Below are 22391 nucleotides of genomic sequence, written 5' to 3' on the forward strand. Positions count from 1 at the left end.
CAAGGCCGCATAACCAGCCGAACCGCCCTGTACGGACCCGTACGCAGGGTGGTGTGGGAGGGGCGGAACCGCAAGGCTCCCCCCTATCCCGATTGCGATGGCTTTCCCAGGCCCGGCAGCCTACTTTTCGCGATTGACGCTCATTTCGCCAAAGATGCGGGCCACTTCCTTTTGAAGCTCGGCGTCGGCACCGGTGATCGGTGCCATTTCAGGATCGCGGCGCTGCGGGTTGCCGGGCTGTGGCGGAACTGGGCGGGCAGGGGCGTTCGCTGCCGGAACAATGCGCTGCGCTGCAAGCGTATTGTTCATCTCTTCCTGAAGAATGCGCTCGAAGTCGCCAGGCGCTGGTTTCGAGGCGGTGGCCGCGTCGCTTGTCACGACAGGTATGCCTTCGGCAACGGTCGGAAGGCTCTGTGCTGGTGGCGTCGAGACCTGCGGCTCCATCCGCTGCTGCGGCAGAACGCGCTGGCGCGCCGCGTCGAGGATGTCGGCGGCGCTGGCTGGCTCTATCACCGGGCCTGCGGCCCGCTCCGCAGGCCGCGGAATGATCGGCGGCAAAGCAGCAGGGCTTGCGGCCTCCCGCTCGATTTTTTCCGCCACTGCCGATGTTGCCGCATGCAAAGCTGCGGGCGCCCGTTCAGCGGGCGCCGCGGCAGGAGCGCTTGCGACTGGATGCAGACGCGGCTCGACAGCAGGCGCGGGAGCCGGAGCCGGAACATAGGGTTCGTCAGGTTTCGGCGTGACGGGCCTTGCCGAGCCGACGGGCGGCTCTTCGGACGACACGACAGGCTGCGAACGAGACGCCGGCGGGGCAATGGGCGCTATGAAGGCGTGCTCGGAATCCTCATCTGCATCCTGCAGGATTCGGCTTTCGATAACGATGTCGGTCGGACCACCGATCATGATCAGATGCTCAACGTCGTCACGGCGCACGAGCACCAGCCGGCGGCGCGTATCGACGGCTGCGGCATCCAGGACCTGCAATCGCGGCTGACGGTTCTTGCCGCCACGTACAAAGGGGGAGGGCGCTCGGCTGCGGAGGATCCACAAGATCCCGATCAGGAGCAGCAGCGCGATTCCGACGCCGCCAGCTGCGAGGAGGAAACGGCTGCCATAGGCGCCCATTACTTCGTCGAACATGATCTATTACTCCGGTTTGCCGCGATCGCCATAACATGACGGCTTTTCAGCTCCTTAGGCAATAGCCTGACTGATTGTCCAGTCATGTCCCCACGCCAGGGAATGTTTCTGCGGCGCGCTTGGTTGTCGAAAGTGGCGCCGTTCGTTGTGAATTCAAGCATTCTTGGCTCTCACAGTGTTTTTGCGGACGCAGCAACTTGCTAAGAAGGAACGAACGCCTGATTCCTGCTTTGTCTTGAGATTATAAGCGAATGTTGGACAGGCTCATGTGAGGAATAGATGACGACACCACGTCAGGCTGACGACTACAATGCCCCGATCGTGGATCGCGGAGGACGCTCGGGAACGGCTGTTCGCATCATTCTTCTGGCGCTTGTGCTTGTCGCAGCCGCAGGCAGCTTTGTGTACTTCAAGGATTCGCTCGAAAACGAAATGGTCCTCGGCGTGCTGGGCGTGCTGGCCATGGTCGGCATCTTCTTCCTTGTTTCCTCGGTCATCGGCTTCATCGAGGTCATGCCCCAGCGGCAGTCGGATAGCCTCGCCCGGTCATTTCTCAATAGCCATCCGGACGGTTCGCTGATTACCGATGGCAAGGGCCGGATCATTTATGCCAATGCGGCCTATGGCAAGCTGACTGGCGCCCGCAAACCGACCGAAGTGCAGACGCTCGAAGCGCTGCTTTCTCGCCACCGCGAATCGAACGAAGCGCTCTACCGTCTGTCGAACGGGCTGCGCGAGGGCAAGGAGGGCCAGGAGGAATTCCGTCTGCTGCGCTCCCTTGGCCCGGCAACGAACAATTCCGGCGCTCACTGGTACCGTCTCAAGGCGCGAACGCTGCGACCCGAGGAAGGCGCCGGCAAGCCGCTGCATATCTGGCAGATTAGTGACATTACCGCCGAACGAGACGATCAGGAGCGCTTCTTCAAGGAACTGCAGAACGCAATCGACTACCTCGACCATGCGCCGGCAGGTTTCTTCTCGGCAGGGCGCAAGGGCGAGATTTTCTACCTGAACGCAACCCTTGCCGAATGGCTGGGGCTCGATCTTACTAAGTTCGTGCCCGGCTCGATGACGATCGGAGATCTCGTGGCGGGCGGCGGGCTGGCACTGATCCAGTCGGTTCAGGCCGAGCCCGGCCTCAAGAAAACCGATACGCTCGACCTCGACCTCAAGAAGGCGAACGGACAGAGCCTGCCGGTGCAGATCATACACAGCGTGACGTCCATGCGAGATGGGGCGCCGGGCGAGAGCCGGACGATCGTGCTCAGGCGGCAATCGGGCGGCGAAAACGAGCAATCCGCTTCTGCCGCGGCGATGCGCTTCACGCGCTTCTTCAATAACACGCCGATGGCGATCGCATCGGTCGACGGCGACGGTCGGATCCTGCGCACGAATGCACCATTCCTCAAGCTCTTCTCCGGCATCGTTTCGCGCGATGACGTCGAAAATGGCGCAGCGCTCGAAGTGATCCTTCAGGAAAGCGATCGACAGAGGCTGAAGGATGCCCTGGTGGCGGCAAAGGACCGCCAGGGGGATATCCCGCCGATCGACTCGCGCATGCCCAACGACGAAGCGCGCCATTTCCGTTTCTACGTCAACGCCGTCATCGACCAGAGCGACGAGGCGCCGGAAGAGGCAGCGATCGTCTATGCCGTCGAGATGACGGAGCAGAAGGCGCTGGAAGCGCAGATGGCGCAGACTCAAAAGATGAATGCGGTCGGCACGCTTGCCGGCGGAATCGCGCACGACTTCAACAACGTGCTGACGGCGATCCTTCTGTCTTCCGACCACCTGCTGCTGCAAGCGCGCCCATCTGATGCAAGCTTTGCAGACCTGATGGAAATCAAGCGCAATGCGAACCGCGCCGCGGTTCTCGTCCGCCAGCTGCTTGCCTTCTCGCGCAAGCAGACGATGCGTCCGACGGTATTGAACCTCACGGACGTCGTGGGCGACCTGCGCATGCTTGTCGACCGGCTGTTATCCGGCACCAACGTCAAGCTCGATGTCGAATACGGCCGCGATCTCTGGCCGGTAAAGACTGACCTGTCCCAGTTCGAGCAGGTGCTGATCAACCTTTGCGTCAATGCGCGCGACGCGATGCCCGAAGGCGGCAAGCTGACGCTGCGCACCCGCAACGTGACGGCGGCGGAGGTGGCCGCTTTCAATTATTCGTTCATGCCGCATGAGGACATGGTGCTGATCGAGGTGGCCGATACCGGCACCGGCATTGCGCCCGACATCATGGACAAGATTTTCGAGCCCTTCTTCACGACCAAGGAGGTGGGCAAGGGAACGGGTCTCGGGCTGGCGATGGTCTACGGCATCGTCAAACAATCCGGCGGCTATATTCAGCCGGAATCCGAAGTCGGGAAGGGAACGACCTTCCGGGTCTTCCTGCCGCGCCACGTCATCGACGCGGCTGTCGCCGCCGAAGCGGATGCTGTTGCGGCGGCCGAGGCGGGCGCGGCAGCACAAATGCCGGCCGCAGCTCAGCCCGAACAACCGGAAGATCTGACGGGCAACGCCGTCATTCTGCTGGTAGAGGACGAGGAAGCGGTGCGCCGTGGCGGCAAGCGCATGCTGGAAACGCGCGGCTACACTGTGCACGAGGCCGGCTCGGGCGTCGAAGCGCTCGACATCATGGACGAACTGGACGGCAAGGTGGATATCGTCGTTTCTGACGTCGTCATGCCGGAAATGGACGGGCCGTCGCTGCTTCGCGAACTGCGCAAGAAATATCCGGACCTGAAATTCATCTTCGTTTCCGGCTATGCGGAAGACGCTTTCGCCCGCAACCTGCCGCCGGACGCCAAGTTCGGGTTCCTGCCGAAGCCCTTCTCGCTGAAGCAGCTCGCCGTCGTCGTCAAGGAAACCCTGGAAAGCGAATAGGGAGGCGGCGAGCGCCTCCCGTCATGATCTCAATCGTCGAGCGCCACGGCAATTTCTGCTGCCAGGCGTGCATTGTTCTCGACAAGCGCGATATTCGTCTGAAGGCTCCGGCCGTCTGTCAGATCGAATATCGTGCCGAGTAGATAGGGCGTCACGCTCTTGCCGCTGATTTCGTCGCGCTCGGCGCTGTCGAGTGCCCGCTCGATATAGATTTCCATCTCCTCGCGCGGAATTTCATCTTCTTCCGGAACCGGATTGGCAATCAGCATGCCCCCCTCGATGCCGAGCTGTTCGCGGGTGATCTGGAAATTGGCGATGGCGGCCGGGCTGTTCAACGTCAGCGGGCTGCGTAGGCCAGAGGAACGGGACCAGAAGGCGGGGAATTCGGCGCTCTCGTAGGTGACAACGGGAACGCCGCTGGTCTCCAGTACCTCGAGCGTCTTTGGAATATCAAGAATCGCCTTTGCGCCGGCGCACACGACGATGACGCCGGTGCGGGCAAGCTCCTGCAGGTCTGCCGAGATGTCGAAGCTTACTTCGGCACCGCGATGCACGCCGCCGATGCCACCGGTCGCAAAGACCTTGATGCCGGCACGGGCTGCGGCGATCATCGTGGCAGCAACCGTTGTGGCACCGGTGCGGCGCTCGGCGATCGCGAAGGCGAGATCGGCGCGCGAGACCTTCATCACGTCCTTTTCCTTCGCGAGCTTCTCGAGCTCTTGCGGCTCCAGGCCGATATGCAGGACCCCGTGAATGACGGCAATCGTTGCGGGAACGGCACCCTGCTCACGGATAATCGCCTCGACACTGCGAGCCATTTCGATATTGCCGGGATAGGGCATGCCGTGAGTGATGATCGTCGATTCAAGCGCCACCAGCGGTGCGCCGCGCTGCTTTGCGGCGGCAACCTCCTTGGAATAGGAGACGGGCAGGAGGGGGGAGATCGGTTTCGTCATTGTCTCTTCCGTTTCATCGATGTTGCCGCTTCAATGTAGAATTCTGGCACGCTGAACAAGGGCTAGCGTTTCGGCAAGCAGTTCCGACGAGAGTTTTTCGTTGACGGCATAGGGTGACTGGACCGTGAGTGCAGCAGCGGCCACGCCGTGCCGCATGGCCTCCTCGAGCGGCAGGTCCTGCATCAAGGCAGAGAGGATGCCGGCTGCAAGCGAATCCCCGGCGCCCGTTACGTCGGCAATGGTCTCGACCGGTGGTGGCTGCAGGCAGAAGGTACCACCTTTGCCGAAGGCGATCAGTTCGCGCTGTCCGCGCGTGATGACGCAGCTCTTCAGGCCGATGTCACCAAGCAGTGACACCCAATCCTCCGGCTTGTCCGGGCATTGGCCGGTCAGGGCTGCGGCCTCCGCTTCGTTGAGGAAGAGATGGTCGATGCCACTGATGCAGGCCTTGAGCTTGACCACCTTGGCCGGCGATATCGCAATCGCGGCCACAGGTACGCCGAGCCTATTGGCCCGGCTGACAATCGCCACGATCGTCTCTTCGGGCAAGTTCGCATCGAAAAGGATGAGGTCGCTTGAGGCGAAGGCTTCGCGCACCCAGCGGATCGCCAGCCGGCGCGGGACGAAATAACGGTAAAGCTCCATGTCGGCGAGCGCGATCACCAGGTTGCCGTCCCGCTCCAGGATCGCCGTGTAGCTCGGTGTCTGGCGATCGAGAAAGACGAAGGGCCGGTCGGTGATGCCGGCTGCATTTGCAGCCTCCGTCACCATCTCGCCCGCCGGGTCGCCGCCGCGCGGCGAAATCATGGTGACGTCCACGCCGAGACGTGCAAGGTTTCTCGCAGCATTGAAGCCGCCGCCGCCTGGTTCCTCGAACCAGGCGCCCGGGTTGCTGGCGCCTGGCGCGGTCTCGCCGGAAATGCGCCCGCGCCGGTCGATATGGGCGCCGCCGAGAACGAGGATTCTTTTCATCGGCCGGAGTGCCCCCACCCGTTGGAAGAAACGAATCGTACCAGGGCGCCGCATGCGCCATCCTTGGCGTCACGATTCCTAAGGCGTTGCTTTGCAGTGATAAAACATACATAGAACACGGGCTTTTTTACCTTTTTCTTTCAACTGTTTGGGCAGCCATTGCGCGATCGGAACAAATAGGGTACAAACCAGACATTGCTCAAGCGGCTTCAATAACCTAAAGGTGGATCGGATGTCTCAAAATTCATTGCGGCTCGTAGAGGACAAATCGGTGGACAAAAGCAAGGCGCTTGAAGCGGCACTCTCACAGATTGAGCGGTCGTTCGGCAAGGGCTCGATCATGAAACTCGGCTCCAACGAGAACGTTGTCGAGATCGAAACCATTTCGACCGGTTCCCTCAGCCTTGATATCGCGCTCGGCATCGGCGGTTTGCCCAAAGGCCGCATCATCGAGATCTACGGACCGGAAAGCTCCGGCAAGACGACGCTTGCCCTGCAGACGATCGCCGAAGCGCAGAAGAAGGGCGGCATCTGCGCATTCGTCGATGCAGAACATGCGCTCGATCCGGTCTATGCCCGCAAGCTCGGAGTCGATCTCCAGAACCTCCTGATCTCGCAGCCGGATACCGGCGAGCAGGCGCTCGAAATCACCGATACGCTGGTGCGCTCGGGCGCCGTCGACGTTCTCGTCGTCGACTCCGTTGCAGCGCTGACACCGCGCGCCGAAATCGAGGGCGAGATGGGCGACAGCCTTCCTGGCCTGCAGGCCCGCCTGATGAGCCAGGCGCTGCGCAAGCTCACGGCATCGATCTCCAAGTCGAACACCATGGTCATCTTCATCAACCAGATCCGCATGAAGATCGGCGTCATGTTCGGCTCGCCCGAAACGACGACAGGCGGTAACGCGCTGAAGTTCTACGCCTCCGTCCGCCTCGACATCCGCCGCATCGGCGCTGTCAAGGAGCGCGAAGAGGTTGTCGGCAATCAGACCCGCGTCAAGGTCGTCAAGAACAAGATGGCGCCTCCCTTCAAGCAGGTGGAATTCGACATCATGTACGGCGAGGGTGTCTCGAAGACTGGCGAATTGATCGACCTTGGCGTCAAGGCCGGCATCGTCGAGAAGTCCGGGGCCTGGTTCTCCTATAACAGCCAACGTCTCGGCCAGGGCCGGGAGAATGCCAAGCTCTTCATCCGCGACAACCCGGATCTCGGCCGCGAGATCGAGATGGCGCTTCGGCAGAATGCGGGACTGATTGCGGACCGCTTCCTGCAGAATGGCGGGCCAGATGCAAACGATGGCGATACAGACACGGATATGTAATTTGTAGCTTCAGCTTCGATTTATCGAAACCGGCCGCATTCCTTGATCAGAATGCGGCCGGTTCTCTTTGTCTGCTGGACAGTGGTTAATGCGGACGATAAAAGCCACTGGATTTGAGTTTGACCTGCCTTGGGCAGCATTGAAGGGCATAGCATGAGCGGCGTGAACGATATCCGGTCGACCTTCCTCGACTTTTTCAAGACGAACGGCCACGAGATCGTGCCGTCGAGCCCGCTCGTGCCGCGCAACGACCCTACCTTGATGTTCACCAATGCCGGCATGGTGCAGTTCAAGAATGTCTTCACCGGCTTGGAACAGCGCCCCTACAGGACGGCATCGACGGCGCAGAAATGCGTCCGCGCCGGCGGCAAGCACAATGACCTCGACAATGTCGGCTATACCGCGCGACACCATACGTTTTTCGAAATGCTCGGCAATTTCTCCTTCGGCGATTATTTTAAGGAACGGGCGATCGAGCTGGCCTGGAACCTGATCACCAAGGAATTCGGCCTCGACGCAAAGCGCCTGCTGGTGACCGTCTACCATACGGACGACGAAGCCTTTAACCTCTGGAAGAAGATCGCCGGGCTTTCGGACGAAAAGATCATCCGCATTCCAACCAGCGATAATTTCTGGGCGATGGGCGATACCGGCCCGTGCGGTCCGTGTTCGGAAATCTTCTACGATCACGGCGATCACATATGGGGCGGCCCGCCCGGCTCTCCGGAAGAAGACGGGGACCGCTTCATCGAGATCTGGAACCTCGTCTTCATGCAGTATGAGCAGTTGAAGAAGGACGAGCGTGTCGACCTGCCGCGTCCTTCGATCGATACCGGCATGGGATTGGAACGCGTGGCGGCCGTGCTGCAGGGCAAGCACGACAATTACGATATCGATCTGTTTCGCGCGCTGATCGAAGCCTCGGAAGAGGCAACGGGCGTCAAGGCCGAGGGTGAGCGCCGGGCGAGCCACCGGGTCATCGCCGATCATCTGCGCTCCTCCGCGTTCCTCATTGCCGATGGCGTGCTGCCGTCGAACGAGGGCCGTGGCTACGTGCTGCGCCGCATCATGCGCCGGGCAATGCGCCATGCTCAACTCCTGGGTTCCAAGGAACCACTGATCTGGAAGCTGCTGCCGACGCTCGTCCAGCAGATGGGCCGCGCATATCCGGAGCTCGCGCGCGCCGAAGCACTGATTTCGGAGACGCTGAAGCTCGAGGAAACCCGTTTCCGCAAGACGCTGGAGCGCGGTCTGTCGCTGCTTTCCGAGGCGACGACGACGCTTGGCAAGGGCGATATGCTCGACGGCGAGACGGCATTCAAGCTCTATGACACCTACGGCTTTCCGCTCGACCTGACGCAGGATGCGCTGCGCGCCCGCGAAATCGGCGTCGATCTCGCCGGCTTCACCGATGCGATGGAGCGCCAGAAGGCAGAAGCCCGCTCGCACTGGGCCGGCTCAGGCGACAAGGCGACCGAGACCATCTGGTTCGAACTCAAGGAGAAGCATGGCGCGAGCGAATTCCTGGGCTACGACACGGAGACCGCCGAAGGCGTCGTCCAGGCGATCGTCAGGGACGGCGCTGCCGTCCCATCCGCCTCGACCGGCGACAAGGTGCAGATCGTCGTCAACCAGACGCCGTTCTATGGCGAATCAGGCGGCCAGATGGGCGACACAGGGATCATCAGCTCGGACCATGCGAAAGTGGAGATCACCGATACGCAGAAGAAGGGCGAAGGCCTGTTCGTGCATTCAGGGACTGTTGTCGAAGGTTCGCTGAAGGCCGACGATGCCGTCGCGCTGACTGTCGACCATGCCCGCCGGTCGCGCCTGCGCGCCAATCATTCGGCAACGCACTTGCTGCATGAGGCGCTGCGCGAAGTGCTAGGTACGCACGTGGCGCAGAAGGGTTCGCTGGTCGCGCCCGAACGCCTGCGTTTTGATGTTTCGCATCCCAAGCCGATGTCTGCCGAAGAGCTCAAGGTCGTCGAGGAGATGGCAAACGAGATCGTGCTGCAGAACGCGCCGGTAACGACGCGGCTGATGAGCGTCGACGACGCGATTGCCGAAGGGGCGATGGCGCTGTTCGGCGAGAAATACGGCGATGAAGTGCGCGTCGTCGCTATGGGGCAGGGCGTGCGCGGCACGAAGGCCGGAAAGCCCTATTCGATCGAACTTTGCGGCGGCACGCATGTCTCCGCGACCGGTCAGATCGGGCTTGTGCGCATCCTCGGAGAAAGTGCCGTCGGCGCGGGTGTCCGCCGCATCGAGGCTGTCACCGGTGATACCGCCCGCGAATATCTGGCCGAACAGGACGAGCGCGTGAAAGCGCTTGCTCTGTCGCTGAAGGTTCAGCCTGCCGACGTACTCTCGCGCGTCGAAGCGTTGATGGACGAACGCCGCAAGCTCGAGCGGGAACTTGCCGATGCCAAGCGCAAGCTTGCCATGGGCGGCGGGCAGGGCGGCTCGGCGGACGCGACGCGGGAGGTCGCCGGGGTAAAATTCCTCGGCAAGGCGGTTACCGGCGTCGATCCGAAGGATCTCAAGGGCCTTGCCGATGATGGCAAGTCCAGCATCGGCTCGGGCGTCGTGACGCTGATCGGCGTTTCGCACGACGGTAAGGCGAGTGCAGTCGTTGCCGTAACGCCGGACCTGACGGCGCGCTTCAGCGCCGTCGATCTCGTGCGCGTCGCATCTGCTGCCCTTGGCGGCAAGGGCGGCGGCGGTCGGCCGGACATGGCACAGGCGGGCGGTCCAGACGGCTCTAAGGCCGACCTGGCGATCGAGGCGGTGGCGGCAGCGCTCGCAAGCTGATTTCATCTGCCATTCCGGTTCGAATGGCGGAGGCTAACCCTCCGCCTCTGTTTGCCCGGGTGAACGGGACGCAGTTCCGCAGGATTTGTCAAATCGGTTACGGTTTTCTGCAGCCGAACGATTTGCACGAGATGGCGAAACGGCTTGGAAACCAGATCCGCTTGCGGCGGGTCTTGGCCTAGATCCACGGTCATCTCGACGAGGATCTGGATATGGAGCTCCTTGCTGGAATCGCCGGCATGTCGAGCCATCACTGGCACAGGATTTATCACGCAGTTTACGGCAAGACGCTGGCGGCGCCGTCAAGCGGCTGCGGCTGCATTGCGCGGCAGGCGATATCGTCCGCACGGATCTCATTATCAGCGAGATTGCGAAGCGATCCGGCCACCCCAATCACCAATCTTTCAACCGCATCTCAAGTCGGCCTACGGCAAGCCGCCTGGGCGCTACCGGAAAAAGGGAAGTCTAAAAAACCCTTGAAACCTCACCTAACGGAAAGAGAGCTGCCTTGTTCGACATAACCTTACGCAAGACAGTGCCGATCGATTGATCATGCATTCCCCATACAGGTTCCCGTATACAGATCTGCAAGGCCTTCGAGACGCTCTTCTGCGTACTCCATGCCCGCGGCCCTGACAGAACCGGAGATCTGGTTGGTGACGTCGGCGGCGCGCGGTTGCACGAAGCCACGACGTCATGCAGAAGGCGGGGAAGATCTCAACGCTTCGTCGTCCAGCGCGGTGGCTCGCCTGTAGCCGTCGCGGTTGGTCACGCGGCCAAGATAATCCGCAAAGGCCTGGCGCTTTTCGAACGTGCCGAAGCCCATGCCCCAGCCGATATGCGAACCGACGTAGACATCGGCGGCGGTGAAGCGGTCGCCGGCGATATAGGGCGAGGCGCTGACAGCTTTCTCGAGCGTGTCCATGACGTCGCCGAAGCTGCCGTAGCCAGCCATCCTGCTTTTTTCGGCGGGTGTCACAAAGCCGAGTGCACGGTTCGTGGCAGCGGCCTCAAGTGGACCGGCGGCGAAAAACATCCATCGGTAATAGCTGCCGCGTTCATTCGGTCTTGGAGCGAGCTCGTGTTCCGGAAAGGTCTCGGCGAGATAGGCGCAGATCGCGGCGCATTCCGTGACGATCGTATCGCCATGGCGGATCGCCGGCACCTTGCCCATCGGGTTCACGGTCAGGTATTCCGGCGCCTTCATCGTGCCGCCAAAGGTCATGATTTCCGTGCGGTAGGGAACGCCGGTCTCTTCCAGCATCCAGCGGGCGATACGGCCGCGCGACATCGGGTTCGTATAGAATACCAGCTCTTGCGCCATGTTTTCCTCCACTTGTTCTTAAGTCCGGTTTAGCGTGGGCTTAAGCAAAATCAAGCCTTTCGCTCAAAGCGATTTGCGGTACTGGATGAAGCCGGAGCGTTCGGCGATCTGGTCGTAGAGGCGCTGCGCCGTCACATTGGTCTCATGTGTCATCCAGTAGAGGCGCCCGGCGCCATTCTTGCGCGCAAGTTCGGCAACGGCCTCGATCAAGGCCGCCCCTGTTCCAAGGCCGCGCTTGTCGGCTTCGACATAAAGGTCCTGCAGATAGCAGGTCCATTGCGGCAGCCAGCAGGAGCGGTGAAAGATGGCGTGCACGATGCCGGTGAGGCGATCATCGCCGTCGAAGGCGCCAAGTGCGTACATCTCTTCGGCCGGGTCGTGGAAGCGGCTCCAGGTCAGCCCAGTGGTCTCCAGCGGAATAACGACTTGGTAGAATTGCTGATAAGCGGCCCACAGAGCCTCCCAGGCGAGGCGATCAGACGGCTGCAGCGGGCGGATGGTCGTAGACATTGTTGTGCTCCCCATTCTTCTCCCTGAAATGAAAACGGCGGGAAGAACCCGCCGTTTGTTTGTTCGATATCTCAAGGTGCCTCAGGCGCCCATGGCTTTTTGCAGGTTGGAGTCGATCTTGTCGAGGAAGGCAGTGGTTGAGAGCCACGGCTGGTCAGGGCCGATCAGCAGTGCCAGGTCCTTCGTCATGAAACCGGCTTCGACGGTGTCGACGCAGACCTTTTCCAGCGTCGAGGCGAAGCGGGCGAGTTCGGCATTGTCGTCGAGCTTGGCGCGGTGCGCGAGGCCGCGGGTCCAGGCGAAGATCGAGGCGATCGAGTTCGTCGAGGTCTCCTGGCCCTTCTGGTGCTGGCGGTAGTGGCGGGTGACCGTGCCATGAGCGGCTTCGGCTTCGACCGTCTTGCCGTCCGGGGTAAGCAGAACCGAGGTCATCAGGCCGAGCGAACCGAAGCCCTGGGCGACAGTGTCGGACTGGACGTCGCCGTCATAGTTCTTGCACGCCCAGACGTAGCCGCCGGACCACTTCAGCGCCGAAGCGACCATGTCGTCGATCAGGCGGTGCTCGTAGGTGATGCCGGCTTCCTTGAACTGATCCTTGAATTCGCTCTCGTAGACTTCCTCGAAGATATCCTTGAATCGGCCGTCATAGGCCTTGAGGATGGTGTTCTTCGTCGAGAGGTAGACCGGCCACTTGCGCATCAGGCCGTACATCATCGAGGCGCGGGCGAATTCGCGGATCGATTCATCAAGGTTGTACATGGCCATGGCAACGCCTGCGCCCGGCGCGTTGAAGACTTCCCTCTCGATGACCTGACCGTCTTCGCCGACGAACTTGATGGTGAGCTTGCCCTTGCCAGGGAATTTGAAGTCGGTTGCGCGGTACTGGTCGCCGAAGGCGTGACGGCCGACGACGATCGGCTGGGTCCAGCCCGGAACGAGGCGCGGAACGTTCTTGCAGATGATCGGTTCGCGGAAGATGACGCCGCCCAGGATGTTGCGAATCGTGCCGTTCGGGCTCTTCCACATTTCCTTGAGGCTGAATTCCTTCACGCGTGCTTCGTCCGGCGTGATCGTTGCGCACTTGATGCCGACGCCGTATTTCTTGATGGCGTTGGCGGCGTCCACAGTGACCTGATCATTGGTCGCATCCCGGTTTTCGACCGAAAGATCGTAGTAGTCGATGTCGAGGTCGAGATACGGATGGATCAGCTTGTCCTTGATGAGCTGCCAAATGATGCGAGTCATTTCATCGCCGTCGAGATCGGCGACGGGATTGGCGACCTTGATCTTCTTCATGTATCTGCCTCGTAAGCTTGGATGGGGACGCATGTCCCGGTGGGTGATGGAAAATCCCGAGCGCTATAGCATTGCGAGCCGGGAACGCAAAGCCGCAAGCGCCGTTCGAAGCGCATTTTGGCGTGCCTTGCCAAGTTTCGAGACTCGGCTAGTGTCCGTCGAAATTGCCTTTCGGAGCAGATATTTCAACATGAGGAAGATCGCCCTTCTGCTTCTCGCCGTTGCTGGCCTTCCTGCGGTTTGCAACGGAGCGGAGATTACGGCGCCAGTGCAGGAAATCATGGATGCGACCGTCAAGAACTGGTCGGGCAACGACACCGGATGGATCGACATATTCGCCCCCCCAACGCTCGACAAACTCTACAGCAAGGATTTTGTCGCAAAGTATCTGGAGGCTTTGAAGCACCCGGCGATGGAGGAGGGCATCTCGCCCTTCGACCATGACGTGATCGTCAATGCCCAGGACGCATGCCCGCTCCAAGACCTGACGCTGACACCTCAGGGGGCTGCGGAGGGCAGGCAGGAGATCGTCGTGCGCTTCCGCAAGATGGCCTGCGGCATTGGTCCTGAGGCGCAGACGATCTCGACCGTGCGTTTCGAGATGGTCACTGATGGCGGCAAGCCTCTGATCGACGACATCATGATGGAGAGTGCCGGGCCGAAGGAACTGCGGTCGCTGAAGGCGGAAATGGTGACCATCGCCAAGGGCGGGTGAAGACTGCGAGTTGATCGGCGCCGCCTCCCAGAGGTCTATCCTGCGGCAGGGCCTTGCCGTTTCGATCGTGCAAAGCTATTCCCCGCATGAAAGCAAGGACGGCATTCATGGCAGGCACGAACAGCGAGCGTAAACTTTTAGCCGAAGGGCCGGTCATCATTCTGGTCGAGCCGCAGATGGGCGAGAACATCGGCATGGTGGCGCGCGCGATGGCGAATTTCGGCCTTGCCGAACTGCGCCTCGTCAATCCGCGCGACGGTTGGCCGAACGAGAAGGCACAGGCTGCCGCCTCAAAAGCCGATCATGTCATCGAAGGCACGAAGGTTTTCGACACCTTGGAGCAGGCGGTCGCTGACCTCAATTTCGTCTATGCGACGACGGCGCGCGAACGCGATGGCTTCAAGCCGGTGCGTTCCCCGGTGGTGGCGGCTGAAACGCTGCGGGCGAAATTTCGCTCGGGCGAAGGCACGGGCATCCTTTTCGGCCGTGAACGGTGGGGCCTCACCAACGAGGAAGTGGCTCTCGCCGACGAGATCGTGACCTTCCCGGTCAATCCCGCCTTCGCCTCGCTGAACATCGCGCAGGCTGTGCTTTTGATGTCCTACGAGTGGATGAAATCCGGCATGGAGGATGCCGGTGCCGTGCCGTTCCAGGCGATGTCGCAGACGCAATCGACAAAGGAACAGCTCTTCGGCCTTTTCGACCAGTTGGAAGAGGCGCTAGAGGCACGCAATTACTTCCATCCTGCCGGGAAAAAGCCCAAAATGGTGGACAATCTGCGGGCAGTCCTTTCCCGCCGCGCCTTCACGGAACAGGAAATCAGCGTACTGCGCGGTGTGATATCCTCCCTTGACCGCTTTTCGCGCAAGTATCCGCGCGGAAGCCGTCCGCCTGCAGACGCCAAGGAACAGCCAAAAGATGACATCAGCGGCGAATGAGCTGAAACCGGTTTTGATCTTCGATTCCGGCATCGGGGGGCTGACCGTGCTCCGCGAAGCCCGTGTGCTGATGCCGGAACGCGGCTTCATCTACATCGCCGACGATGCGGGATTTCCTTATGGGGGCTGGGAAGAGCAGGCGCTGAAGGAGCGTATCATCACGCTTTTTGGCAGGCTTCTTGGCCAGTATGATCCGGAAGTCTGCGTCATCGCCTGCAATACGGCCTTCACGCTGGTCGGTGCCGATCTACGCGCAGCCTTTCCCCAGACGACCTTCGTCGGTACTGTGCCTGCGATCAAGCCCGCCGCCGAGCGGACGCGATCCGGGCTCGTCTCCGTGCTTGCTACGCACGGTACGGTCAAACGCGCCTATACGCGCGATCTGATCCAGTCCTTCGCACAGCAATGCCATGTACGCCTCGTCGGCTCGGAAAACCTGGCGCGCATGGCGGAGGCCTATATCCGCGGTGATGCCGTCTCGGACGAGGCCGTCATGACGGAGATCGACCAATGCTTTGTCGAAAAGGACGGCCGCAAGACGGACATCGTCGTACTTGCCTGCACGCATTATCCCTTCATGGCGAATCTTTTCCGGAGGCTGGCGCCATGGCCCGTGGATTGGCTTGATCCGGCGGAGGCAATCGCTAGGCGGGCGCGAAGCCTTGTGCCGCAGGTGGCCGATTCCGTTCACCCCGACGATTTCGACTTTGCGGTCTTTACCACCGGCAATCCGGATTTCTCCACGACACGCTTGATGCAGGGTTTCGGGCTGAAAGTCAGGTGACGCTTCCGGTACTCAATCGTGATAGGTACTGGGCACGTGCGGATCAATGTCGAAGGTAGGCGTGACATGGCGACGGGCGAGGACTTGCGGCGCATCGCGCTATCACTGGAAGGCACGGTCGTGGCCCCGCATTTCGATCGAATGGCGTTCAAGGTCGCCCGGATCTACGTCACGCTCAGTGCCGACGGCCGGATGGCGAACTTCAATTTCACGCCCGACGAACAGCAATTCAAGTGCATGATGTTACCAGATGCCTTCTCGCCGGTGCCGAACGCATGGGGCAGGCGGGGCTGGACCGCCGCCGAACTGTCGCGGCTGGGCGGGGAGGATCTCGAAAATGCATTGCGCATGGCATGGGCGCATGCGCAGCCTAGGAAGCCGGCCCGGCGATGAGCGCCAGACCGCGTTGGGGACGATCCGCATTCGCTGTGGGTTTCGCAATCGTGTGGGCGAAATCCGCGGAAATCTTTGATAGACCGAAGTGCGCCGTTTCAAGACAATGGCGCTTCGTATCATTGAGTCTCATCTGAATAGGTCATTGCTTTGCAGGTTGGTATCGATATGGGAATGGCGTCAGGGAACACCCCGGCGACGCTCGATATCGAGGAGCTTCTGGCGACCCGCCTTCTCGTTCAGGGCAATTCTGGCTCCGGTAAGTCGCATCTGCTGCGACGGCTGCTTGAACAGTCCGCGCGGTGGGTCCAACAGGTCATCATCGATCCGGAAGGCGACTTCGTCACGCTCAGCGACCGATTCGGCCATGTCGTCGTCGATGGCGAGCGGACCGAAGCTGAGCTTGCCGGCATTGCCAACCGTATCCGCCAGCATCGCGTTTCCTGCGTCCTGACGCTGGAAGGCCTCGACATCGAGCAGCAGATGCGCGCTGCGGCCGCTTTTCTTAACGGTATGTTCGATGCCGATCGCGAATACTGGTACCCGGTGCTCGTCGTCGTCGACGAGGCTCAGATGTTTGCCCCTTCGGTCGGTGGCGATGTTTCCGAAGACGCCCGCAAGATGTCGCTGGGCGCCATGACGAACCTGATGTGCCGTGGCCGCAAACGGGGGCTGGCGGGCGTGATTGCCACGCAGCGCCTTGCGAAACTTGCGAAGAACGTTGCGGCGGAAGCCTCGAACTTCCTGATGGGCCGTACCTTCCTCGACATCGACATGGCCCGTGCCGCCGATCTTCTCGGCATGGACCGGCGCCAGGCGGAAATGTTCCGCGATCTGAAGCGCGGCAACTTCGTGGCCCTCGGTCCGGCACTCTCGCGCCGTCCGCTGCCGATCCAGATCGGTGCCGTGGAAACGTCGGCGCGTTCGTCGAGCCCGAAGCTGATGCCACTGCCCGATGCCCCGCGGGATGTCGAGGATCTGATCTTTACGCCTGATCCTGAGGAATTCCAAAGACCAATCATGCGCCGGGCGACACCGGCGCCGCGGCCGACGACGGACATTCTGGCAGAACTTTCGCGTTCCGCGCCCGCTGCGACGGCAGTGCCGGCCGAGGCGCGTGCAAACCATCCGGATCTCACCGCCGAGGAGCGCGAGGAACGGCTTACGGCCGTGCTTCGGGAAATCCTCGACGATCCGGCTTCGAGCTTCCGGACGGATTCGGTACTCTATCAGGAATTCCTGGTGCGGCTGCGCATGCGCCGCATGCCCGGGCCACCGATGTCGCTGCCGGAGTTCCGCCGGCACGTGGCAATCTCGCGGTCGGGCGTCGATGCCGCAACGGCCGGGACGGAAACCTGGGCGACGGCGCTGTCGCTTTCAACCGGCGTGACCGACGATCTGCAGGGCGTGTTCCTGATGCTGGCCAAGGCCGCGGTCTGCGGCGAGCCTTGCCCATCCGACGCCCGCATAGCGCGCGCCTACGGCACACATTCGGCTCGCAGGGCCAGGCGCCTCCTTGGCTATTTCGAGGAACAGGGTACGATCGTCGTGCACACGGATTTCGCGGGTAAGCGCATCGTAGCTTTCCCGGATATGAACTGCCAGACTGCGCCGGGCGATGCGAATGCGCCTGATGATGCGCGTCAGGCGGCGGAATAACCCACAGCTGACTTTTTGACAGATAAAGGCCTTGCCATCGCCGGACGGGCTCGGTGATGCGTCGGTCGAACGTTACAAGGTCATATTACCGGCACGGTCAGAACTCATATCTTCGATGAGCTTCTAGTTCGGCTCGCATTGCCAAACATCAGGCGGACAATTCACAATATCGTCCAATTGTCCTGGGAGTTTTCGATCCACCGATGTGACGTTCGCGCTAGCGATCAATGGACTGCTGAATATAGCGATAAACGCGATATCCCTTAACGCGCCTCCGCTGTTGACATTTTTATGGCGAGCCCCTAAAGACCGCGTGCACCGGGCAGCAATGTCCGGTGTTTCATTTGACATGTCCCGTGGATTTGTCCTGTTCGCGTAATGGGATAGTCCTGTCGGGCTTTCGAAAGAAGGCCAAAGGAGGGCGTGTTTCCTTCGCGCGGTTTTGTAAAGAACCGTCCTAACACTCTGAAAGGAAATACGATGAGCAAGCGCGAATCGTCCAAGTACAAGATTGACCGCCGTATGGGCGAAAACATCTGGGGCCGTCCGAAATCCCCGGTGAACCGCCGCGAATACGGCCCGGGCCAGCATGGCCAGCGCCGCAAGGGTAAGCTTTCCGACTTCGGTGTGCAGCTGCGCGCCAAGCAGAAGCTGAAGGGTTACTACGGCGACCTGCGCGAGAAGCAGTTCCGCGCGATCTTCGACGAAGCCAACCGCCGCAAGGGTGACACCTCGGAAAACCTGATCGGTCTTCTGGAGTCCCGTCTCGACGCGATCGTCTATCGCGCCAAGTTCGTTCCGACCGTTTTCGCTGCCCGCCAGTTCGTGAACCACGGCCACGTGACTGTGAACGGGGTTCGCGTCAATATCGGTTCCTACCGTTGCAAGGCCGGCGACGTCATCGAGGTTCGCCAGAAGTCGAAGCAGCTCGTGACCGTCCTGGAATCCGTCGGCCTCGCTGAGCGCGACGTTCCGGAGTACATCGAAGTTGATCACAACAAGATGGTTGCGACTTTCGCCCGCGTTCCTTCGCTCTCCGACGTTCCCTATCCGGTCGTCATGGAGCCGCATCTGGTGGTCGAATTCTATTCGCGTTAATCAACGCGAGGCGTTTTCGCATACGGAAAAGCCGCCTGCTGGGCGGCTTTTTTGTTCTCTGGAGAGAAGCCATGGTAGATTTGCAGGCCGTCCTCGACAGCATCTACAAGGAGCTGGCGCCCCGTATCGGCGAGGGCAAGGTCGCAGACTATATCCCCGAGCTTGCAAAGATCGATCCTAACCAGTTCGGCATGGCGGTCGTGACGGTCGACGGCAAGATCTACCGCGCAGGCGATGCCGACGTGCCATTCTCCATCCAGAGCATTTCCAAGGTCTTCATGCTGACCTTAGCGCTCGGCAAGGTCGGCGAGGGACTCTGGAAGCGCGTCGGGCGCGAGCCTTCCGGTTCAGCCTTCAATTCTATTGTCCAGCTCGAGCATGAGCATGGAATCCCGCGCAATCCCTTCATCAATGCAGGGGCAATCGCTGTCACCGACGTCGTGATGGCAGGTCATGCGCCGCGCGAAGCGATAGGTGAGCTGCTGCGCTTCGTTCGCTATCTCGCCGACGACGAATCGGTAACGATCGACGAGAAGGTGGCGCGCTCAGAGACGCAGACCGGATACCGGAATTTCGCGCTCGCCAATTTCATGCGCGCCTACAAGAACATCGATCATCCGGTCGAACATGTGCTTGGCGTGTATTTCCATCAATGCGCGCTCTCTATGAGTTGCAAGCAACTAGCAAAGGCCGGGCTGTTCCTTGCAGCCCGCGGCAGCAATCCCATGACCGGCCATTCGGTCGTGTCGCCGAAGCGTGCGCGGCGCATCAATGCTCTGATGCTGACCTGTGGCCATTACGACGGCTCGGGCGATTTCGCCTATCATGTCGGCCTTCCCGGCAAGAGCGGCGTCGGCGGCGGCATCTTCGCCGTTGCCCCGGGGGTCGCCTCTATCGCCGCCTGGTCGCCAGGTTTGAACAAGGTGGGCAATTCGCAGCTTGGGGCCGTTGCGCTGGAAATGCTTGCAGCGCGCACAGGCTGGTCGGTTTTCGGCGATTGATGCTTCGTTGACGCCAGGCTTTCTGCTAATGCAGAATTATTGGAGTGGGTAGGACGATGAATATCGCAGCCAACGTCGATGAGGAATTCCGACAGGCCGCCGAAGACGGCGTGACCGGCCATACGCTCTTTGCCGATGCCCCGCATTCCGTCTCGTTCAACAAACTGCGCAAGCGCCTGCTCCGGCAGGTTCGCCAAGCCTTCGACGATTTCGGCATGCTGAAGGGTCAGAAGCGCTGGCTGGTCGGCATTTCCGGTGGCAAGGATTCCTACGGTTTGCTGGCGCTGCTGCTCGACTTGCAATGGCGTGGACTGCTGCCGGTCGAGCTGATCGCCTGCAACCTCGACCAGGGCCAGCCGAACTTTCCGAAGCATGTCCTGCCGGATTATCTGACGAAGATCGGCGTGAAGCACCGCATCGAACACCGGGATACCTATTCGATCGTGAAGGAGAAGGTACCGGAGGGCGGGACATACTGCTCGCTCTGTTCTCGTCTTCGCCGGGGCAACCTTTACCGCATCGCGCGGGAGGAGGGCTGTGATGCCCTGGTGCTCGGGCATCACCGCGAGGATATCCTCGAGACCTTCTTCATGAACTTTTTCCATGGCGGGCGTCTCGCCTCCATGCCGGCGAAGCTGCTCAACGACGAGGGCGACCTCATGGTGCTCAGGCCCCTTGCATATTGCGCCGAGGACGACATGGCGAAATTTGCGGCTGCCATGCAGTTTCCAATCATCCCCTGCGATCTCTGCGGTTCGCAAGACGGCCTGCAGCGCAATGCGATGAAGGATATGATTGCGGATATCGAGCGACGCATGCCGGGCCGCAAGGACACGATGCTGCGGGCGCTCGCGCATGTGAACCCCTCACACCTGCTCGATCCGAAGCTTTTCGATTTCTCCGCCCTGATGGTCACAGAGCCGTAACCGAAGAGCGCGTAACTGGCTTACGCTCAAAATAAGGACATGCGATGACTTCGACAATTGACGTGACGACGCTCTGCGATCTCCTCAGGCGGGCGGCGAAGGCCGAGATACTGCCGCGCTTCCGAAAGCTTGGCAGCGGTGACGTACGGGTCAAGACCGAGGCGACTGACCTGGTAACGGAAGCCGATGAGCAGGCTGAGCGGATGATGAAGGCTGAGGCGGCAAAACGATGGCCGGGTGCAGTCTTCATCGGCGAGGAGTCGGTTGCTGCCGATCCTGCGCTGCTCGGCAAGCTGCAGGGAGCAGATCTTGCGATCGTCGTCGATCCGGTCGACGGCACCTTCAATTTTGCTTCCGGCATTCCCGCCTTCGGCGTCATGGCGTCGGTCGTGTCGAGGGGTGAAACCGTTGCGGGCATCATCTACGACCCCATGGGCGACGACTGGGTGATGGCGGAGAAGGGGAGCGGCGCCTGGCTGCGACGGCCGGAGGGCGAGTCGGAGCGGCTTTCCGTGGCAGCGCCGGTGGCATTGGAACAGATGGTCGGTATGGCGTCGACCGGCTACCTGCCGAAGGAGAAGCGTCCGGAAATCCTCTCGAATCTCGCAAAGGTACGCTTTCTCGTGAACTACCGCTGCGCCGCGCATGAATACAGGACATTCGCGTCGGGGCACGTGCATTACCTGATGTACAACAAGCTGATGCCGTGGGATCATCTGGCGGGAACGCTGATCTGCCAGGAGGCAGGCGCCCATGCGGCGCGTTTCGATGGAACGGCTTACCTGCCGCATCACGTCGACGGCGGGTTGCTGGTCGCTCCGGACAAGGCGTCGTGGGAGTTGCTGCGGCGGGAAGTTTTCACGGTGTGAGACCTTGGGGGGCGTAAGCCTCGATCAATGCCCGACATAGAGGGAGAGACATATTTCCTCCCAAGCTGATTTGATCACGATACCGCCCCGCTTCAAAGCGGGGTGTTTCGCGTCGGGCTGCGTTTAGTTCGTGGAACTCGTCGTCACCTGATCGACCGGGATGCCGGGCGAGTTTTGCGGAAGGGATGCGATTGCGAACATCGCAAAGGCATAAGCGGCAAATACAGAAGCCGCGACGGTGGTCTTGATCATCTCTTGCTCCATCGTTGCCAGGGCAGACTAGCCCGAAAGGGCGATGGCCACAAGAAATATGAACGCCAGATGAACAGAACGTCATAAAGGGCATCCGCATCATTGCGAGCGGCATGCCCGTCAGTTTGCTCGCTGCCCGTGCGATTGCGCTGGAACGAGTCGCCAGGTGATTCGTTGAGTCGAATGTTTTGCGTGGGGTACTGCATCATGGGGAAAAAGGATATCGGCAAATTCCAGCCCGTCAGGATCAAACTCGGCGGGCGCTTTCGCGTTGTCAGAACGGTCCACGATGCCTACAAGCTGATGGTCACCGAATGGCCGATCCACGATGGCCCGGCGCTTTACCGCGCCGAGGTCACATGTCTTGATGCCTTCAACGATGCGACACCGGCCGCTGAGGTGCGCAAGAAGTTTTTGGTCGCCGCCAGCGAGGCGCACCTGGAATATGTTGTATGATCCGCTGTGATCGGTTCCGCTGATATTGGGGATCCGTTCGGTACCGGCAAAGACTGGGGCCTACCGGCCCGCGGCCAG

At 60.9% G+C, this 22391-nt stretch carries 20 protein-coding genes and 1 pseudogene; 14 read left to right on the forward strand and 7 right to left on the reverse strand.

The genetic code is table 11. The annotated features are described in order from the left end of the window. Positions 1-120: 120 nt before the first annotated feature. Positions 121-1140 carry a flagellar biosynthetic protein FliO gene (locus EV130_RS29170; protein WP_132662459.1) on the reverse strand — a complete coding sequence of 340 codons (1020 nt, stop codon included), beginning with the start codon at positions 1138-1140 and terminating at the stop codon, positions 121-123. A 279-nt stretch (positions 1141-1419) separates the two neighbouring features. Between EV130_RS29170 and cckA the strand changes: the two genes are divergently transcribed. Continuing rightward, entirely contained in the window at positions 1420-4029 is a 2610-nt protein-coding gene (gene cckA, locus EV130_RS29175) for a cell cycle histidine kinase CckA (RefSeq protein WP_132554096.1), read from the forward strand. 29 nt (positions 4030-4058) lie between these two features. On the opposite strand, the gene EV130_RS29180 is transcribed toward cckA, so the two are convergent. After that, positions 4059-4985, reverse strand: coding sequence for a pseudouridine-5'-phosphate glycosidase (locus EV130_RS29180; protein WP_074061414.1), 927 nt, complete (start codon positions 4983-4985; stop codon positions 4059-4061). Between the two features lie 30 nt (positions 4986-5015). After that, positions 5016-5957: a carbohydrate kinase family protein gene (locus EV130_RS29185; RefSeq protein WP_132662461.1), complete on the reverse strand. Its 942-nt coding sequence runs from the start codon at positions 5955-5957 to the stop codon at positions 5016-5018. A 232-nt stretch (positions 5958-6189) separates the two neighbouring features. Here EV130_RS29185 and recA point away from each other — a divergent pair, with 232 nt between their 5' ends. From recA to EV130_RS33655, 3 genes and pseudogenes are all read left to right on the forward strand, one after another. Then, positions 6190-7278 (forward strand): recombinase RecA, encoded by a 1089-nt coding sequence (gene recA / locus EV130_RS29190; RefSeq protein ID WP_028739637.1) that lies wholly within the window; start codon positions 6190-6192, stop codon positions 7276-7278. A 153-nt stretch (positions 7279-7431) separates the two neighbouring features. Further along, entirely contained in the window at positions 7432-10092 is a 2661-nt protein-coding gene (gene alaS, locus EV130_RS29195) for an alanine--tRNA ligase (protein WP_132662463.1), read from the forward strand. 182 nt (positions 10093-10274) lie between these two features. Beyond that, positions 10275-10723: pseudogene (locus tag EV130_RS33655) on the forward strand (helix-turn-helix domain-containing protein); the annotation flags it as partial. Positions 10724-10786: 63 nt separating this feature from the next. Here EV130_RS33655 and EV130_RS29200 read toward each other — a convergent pair. The 3 genes from EV130_RS29200 to EV130_RS29210 all read right to left on the reverse strand — a co-directional run bounded on the left by EV130_RS29200 (position 10787) and on the right by EV130_RS29210 (position 13222). Beyond that, positions 10787-11416: a glutathione S-transferase family protein gene (locus tag EV130_RS29200; RefSeq protein ID WP_074061409.1), complete on the reverse strand. Its 630-nt coding sequence runs from the start codon at positions 11414-11416 to the stop codon at positions 10787-10789. 63 nt (positions 11417-11479) lie between these two features. Beyond that, positions 11480-11926 carry a GNAT family N-acetyltransferase gene (locus tag EV130_RS29205; RefSeq protein ID WP_074061408.1) on the reverse strand — a complete coding sequence of 149 codons (447 nt, stop codon included), beginning with the start codon at positions 11924-11926 and terminating at the stop codon, positions 11480-11482. An 81-nt stretch (positions 11927-12007) separates the two neighbouring features. Beyond that, positions 12008-13222: an NADP-dependent isocitrate dehydrogenase gene (locus tag EV130_RS29210; RefSeq protein WP_074061407.1), complete on the reverse strand. Its 1215-nt coding sequence runs from the start codon at positions 13220-13222 to the stop codon at positions 12008-12010. 190 nt (positions 13223-13412) lie between these two features. On the opposite strand from EV130_RS29210, the gene EV130_RS29215 reads away from it, so the two are divergent. From EV130_RS29215 to EV130_RS29255, 9 genes are all read left to right on the forward strand, one after another. Next, positions 13413-13937, forward strand: coding sequence for a hypothetical protein (locus EV130_RS29215; protein ID WP_132662465.1), 525 nt, complete (start codon positions 13413-13415; stop codon positions 13935-13937). Between the two features lie 107 nt (positions 13938-14044). Next, the gene (locus EV130_RS29220; protein WP_074063179.1) at positions 14045-14875 is read left to right on the forward strand and encodes an RNA methyltransferase; all 831 of its coding nucleotides are present in this window, start codon (positions 14045-14047) and stop codon (positions 14873-14875) included. Further along, complete coding sequence (murI, locus tag EV130_RS29225) at positions 14856-15659, forward strand: glutamate racemase (RefSeq protein ID WP_132662466.1); 804 nt, start codon at positions 14856-14858, stop codon at positions 15657-15659. The genes EV130_RS29220 and murI overlap by 20 nt, the downstream gene beginning before the upstream one ends. A 66-nt stretch (positions 15660-15725) precedes the next feature. Next, the gene (locus EV130_RS29230; protein ID WP_132662467.1) at positions 15726-16052 is read left to right on the forward strand and encodes an MmcQ/YjbR family DNA-binding protein; all 327 of its coding nucleotides are present in this window, start codon (positions 15726-15728) and stop codon (positions 16050-16052) included. 150 nt (positions 16053-16202) lie between these two features. After that, positions 16203-17711, forward strand: a complete 1509-nt coding sequence (locus tag EV130_RS29235) for a helicase HerA domain-containing protein (RefSeq protein WP_132662468.1) — start codon at positions 16203-16205, stop codon at positions 17709-17711. Between the two features lie 480 nt (positions 17712-18191). Further along, positions 18192-18809 (forward strand): 30S ribosomal protein S4, encoded by a 618-nt coding sequence (gene rpsD / locus EV130_RS29240; RefSeq protein ID WP_074061403.1) that lies wholly within the window; start codon positions 18192-18194, stop codon positions 18807-18809. 71 nt (positions 18810-18880) lie between these two features. Then, entirely contained in the window at positions 18881-19810 is a 930-nt protein-coding gene (locus EV130_RS29245; RefSeq protein ID WP_074061402.1) for a glutaminase, read from the forward strand. A 56-nt stretch (positions 19811-19866) separates the two neighbouring features. Continuing rightward, positions 19867-20736 (forward strand): tRNA 2-thiocytidine(32) synthetase TtcA, encoded by an 870-nt coding sequence (ttcA, locus tag EV130_RS29250; protein WP_132662469.1) that lies wholly within the window; start codon positions 19867-19869, stop codon positions 20734-20736. 44 nt (positions 20737-20780) lie between these two features. Then, positions 20781-21605: an inositol monophosphatase family protein gene (locus tag EV130_RS29255; RefSeq protein WP_074061400.1), complete on the forward strand. Its 825-nt coding sequence runs from the start codon at positions 20781-20783 to the stop codon at positions 21603-21605. Between the two features lie 123 nt (positions 21606-21728). Here the strand turns inward: EV130_RS29255 and EV130_RS33895 are convergent, their stop codons facing one another. Further along, the gene (locus EV130_RS33895) at positions 21729-21857 is read right to left on the reverse strand and encodes a hypothetical protein (protein WP_257788081.1); all 129 of its coding nucleotides are present in this window, start codon (positions 21855-21857) and stop codon (positions 21729-21731) included. A gap of 207 nt (positions 21858-22064) precedes the next feature. Between EV130_RS33895 and EV130_RS29260 the strand changes: the two genes are divergently transcribed. Next, positions 22065-22313 carry a DUF982 domain-containing protein gene (locus EV130_RS29260; RefSeq protein ID WP_165918591.1) on the forward strand — a complete coding sequence of 83 codons (249 nt, stop codon included), beginning with the start codon at positions 22065-22067 and terminating at the stop codon, positions 22311-22313. Positions 22314-22391 lie beyond the last annotated feature (78 nt).

The sequence above is a fragment of the Rhizobium azibense genome, from assembly GCF_004342325.1.
GTDB classification, from domain to species: domain Bacteria; phylum Pseudomonadota; class Alphaproteobacteria; order Rhizobiales; family Rhizobiaceae; genus Rhizobium; species Rhizobium etli_B.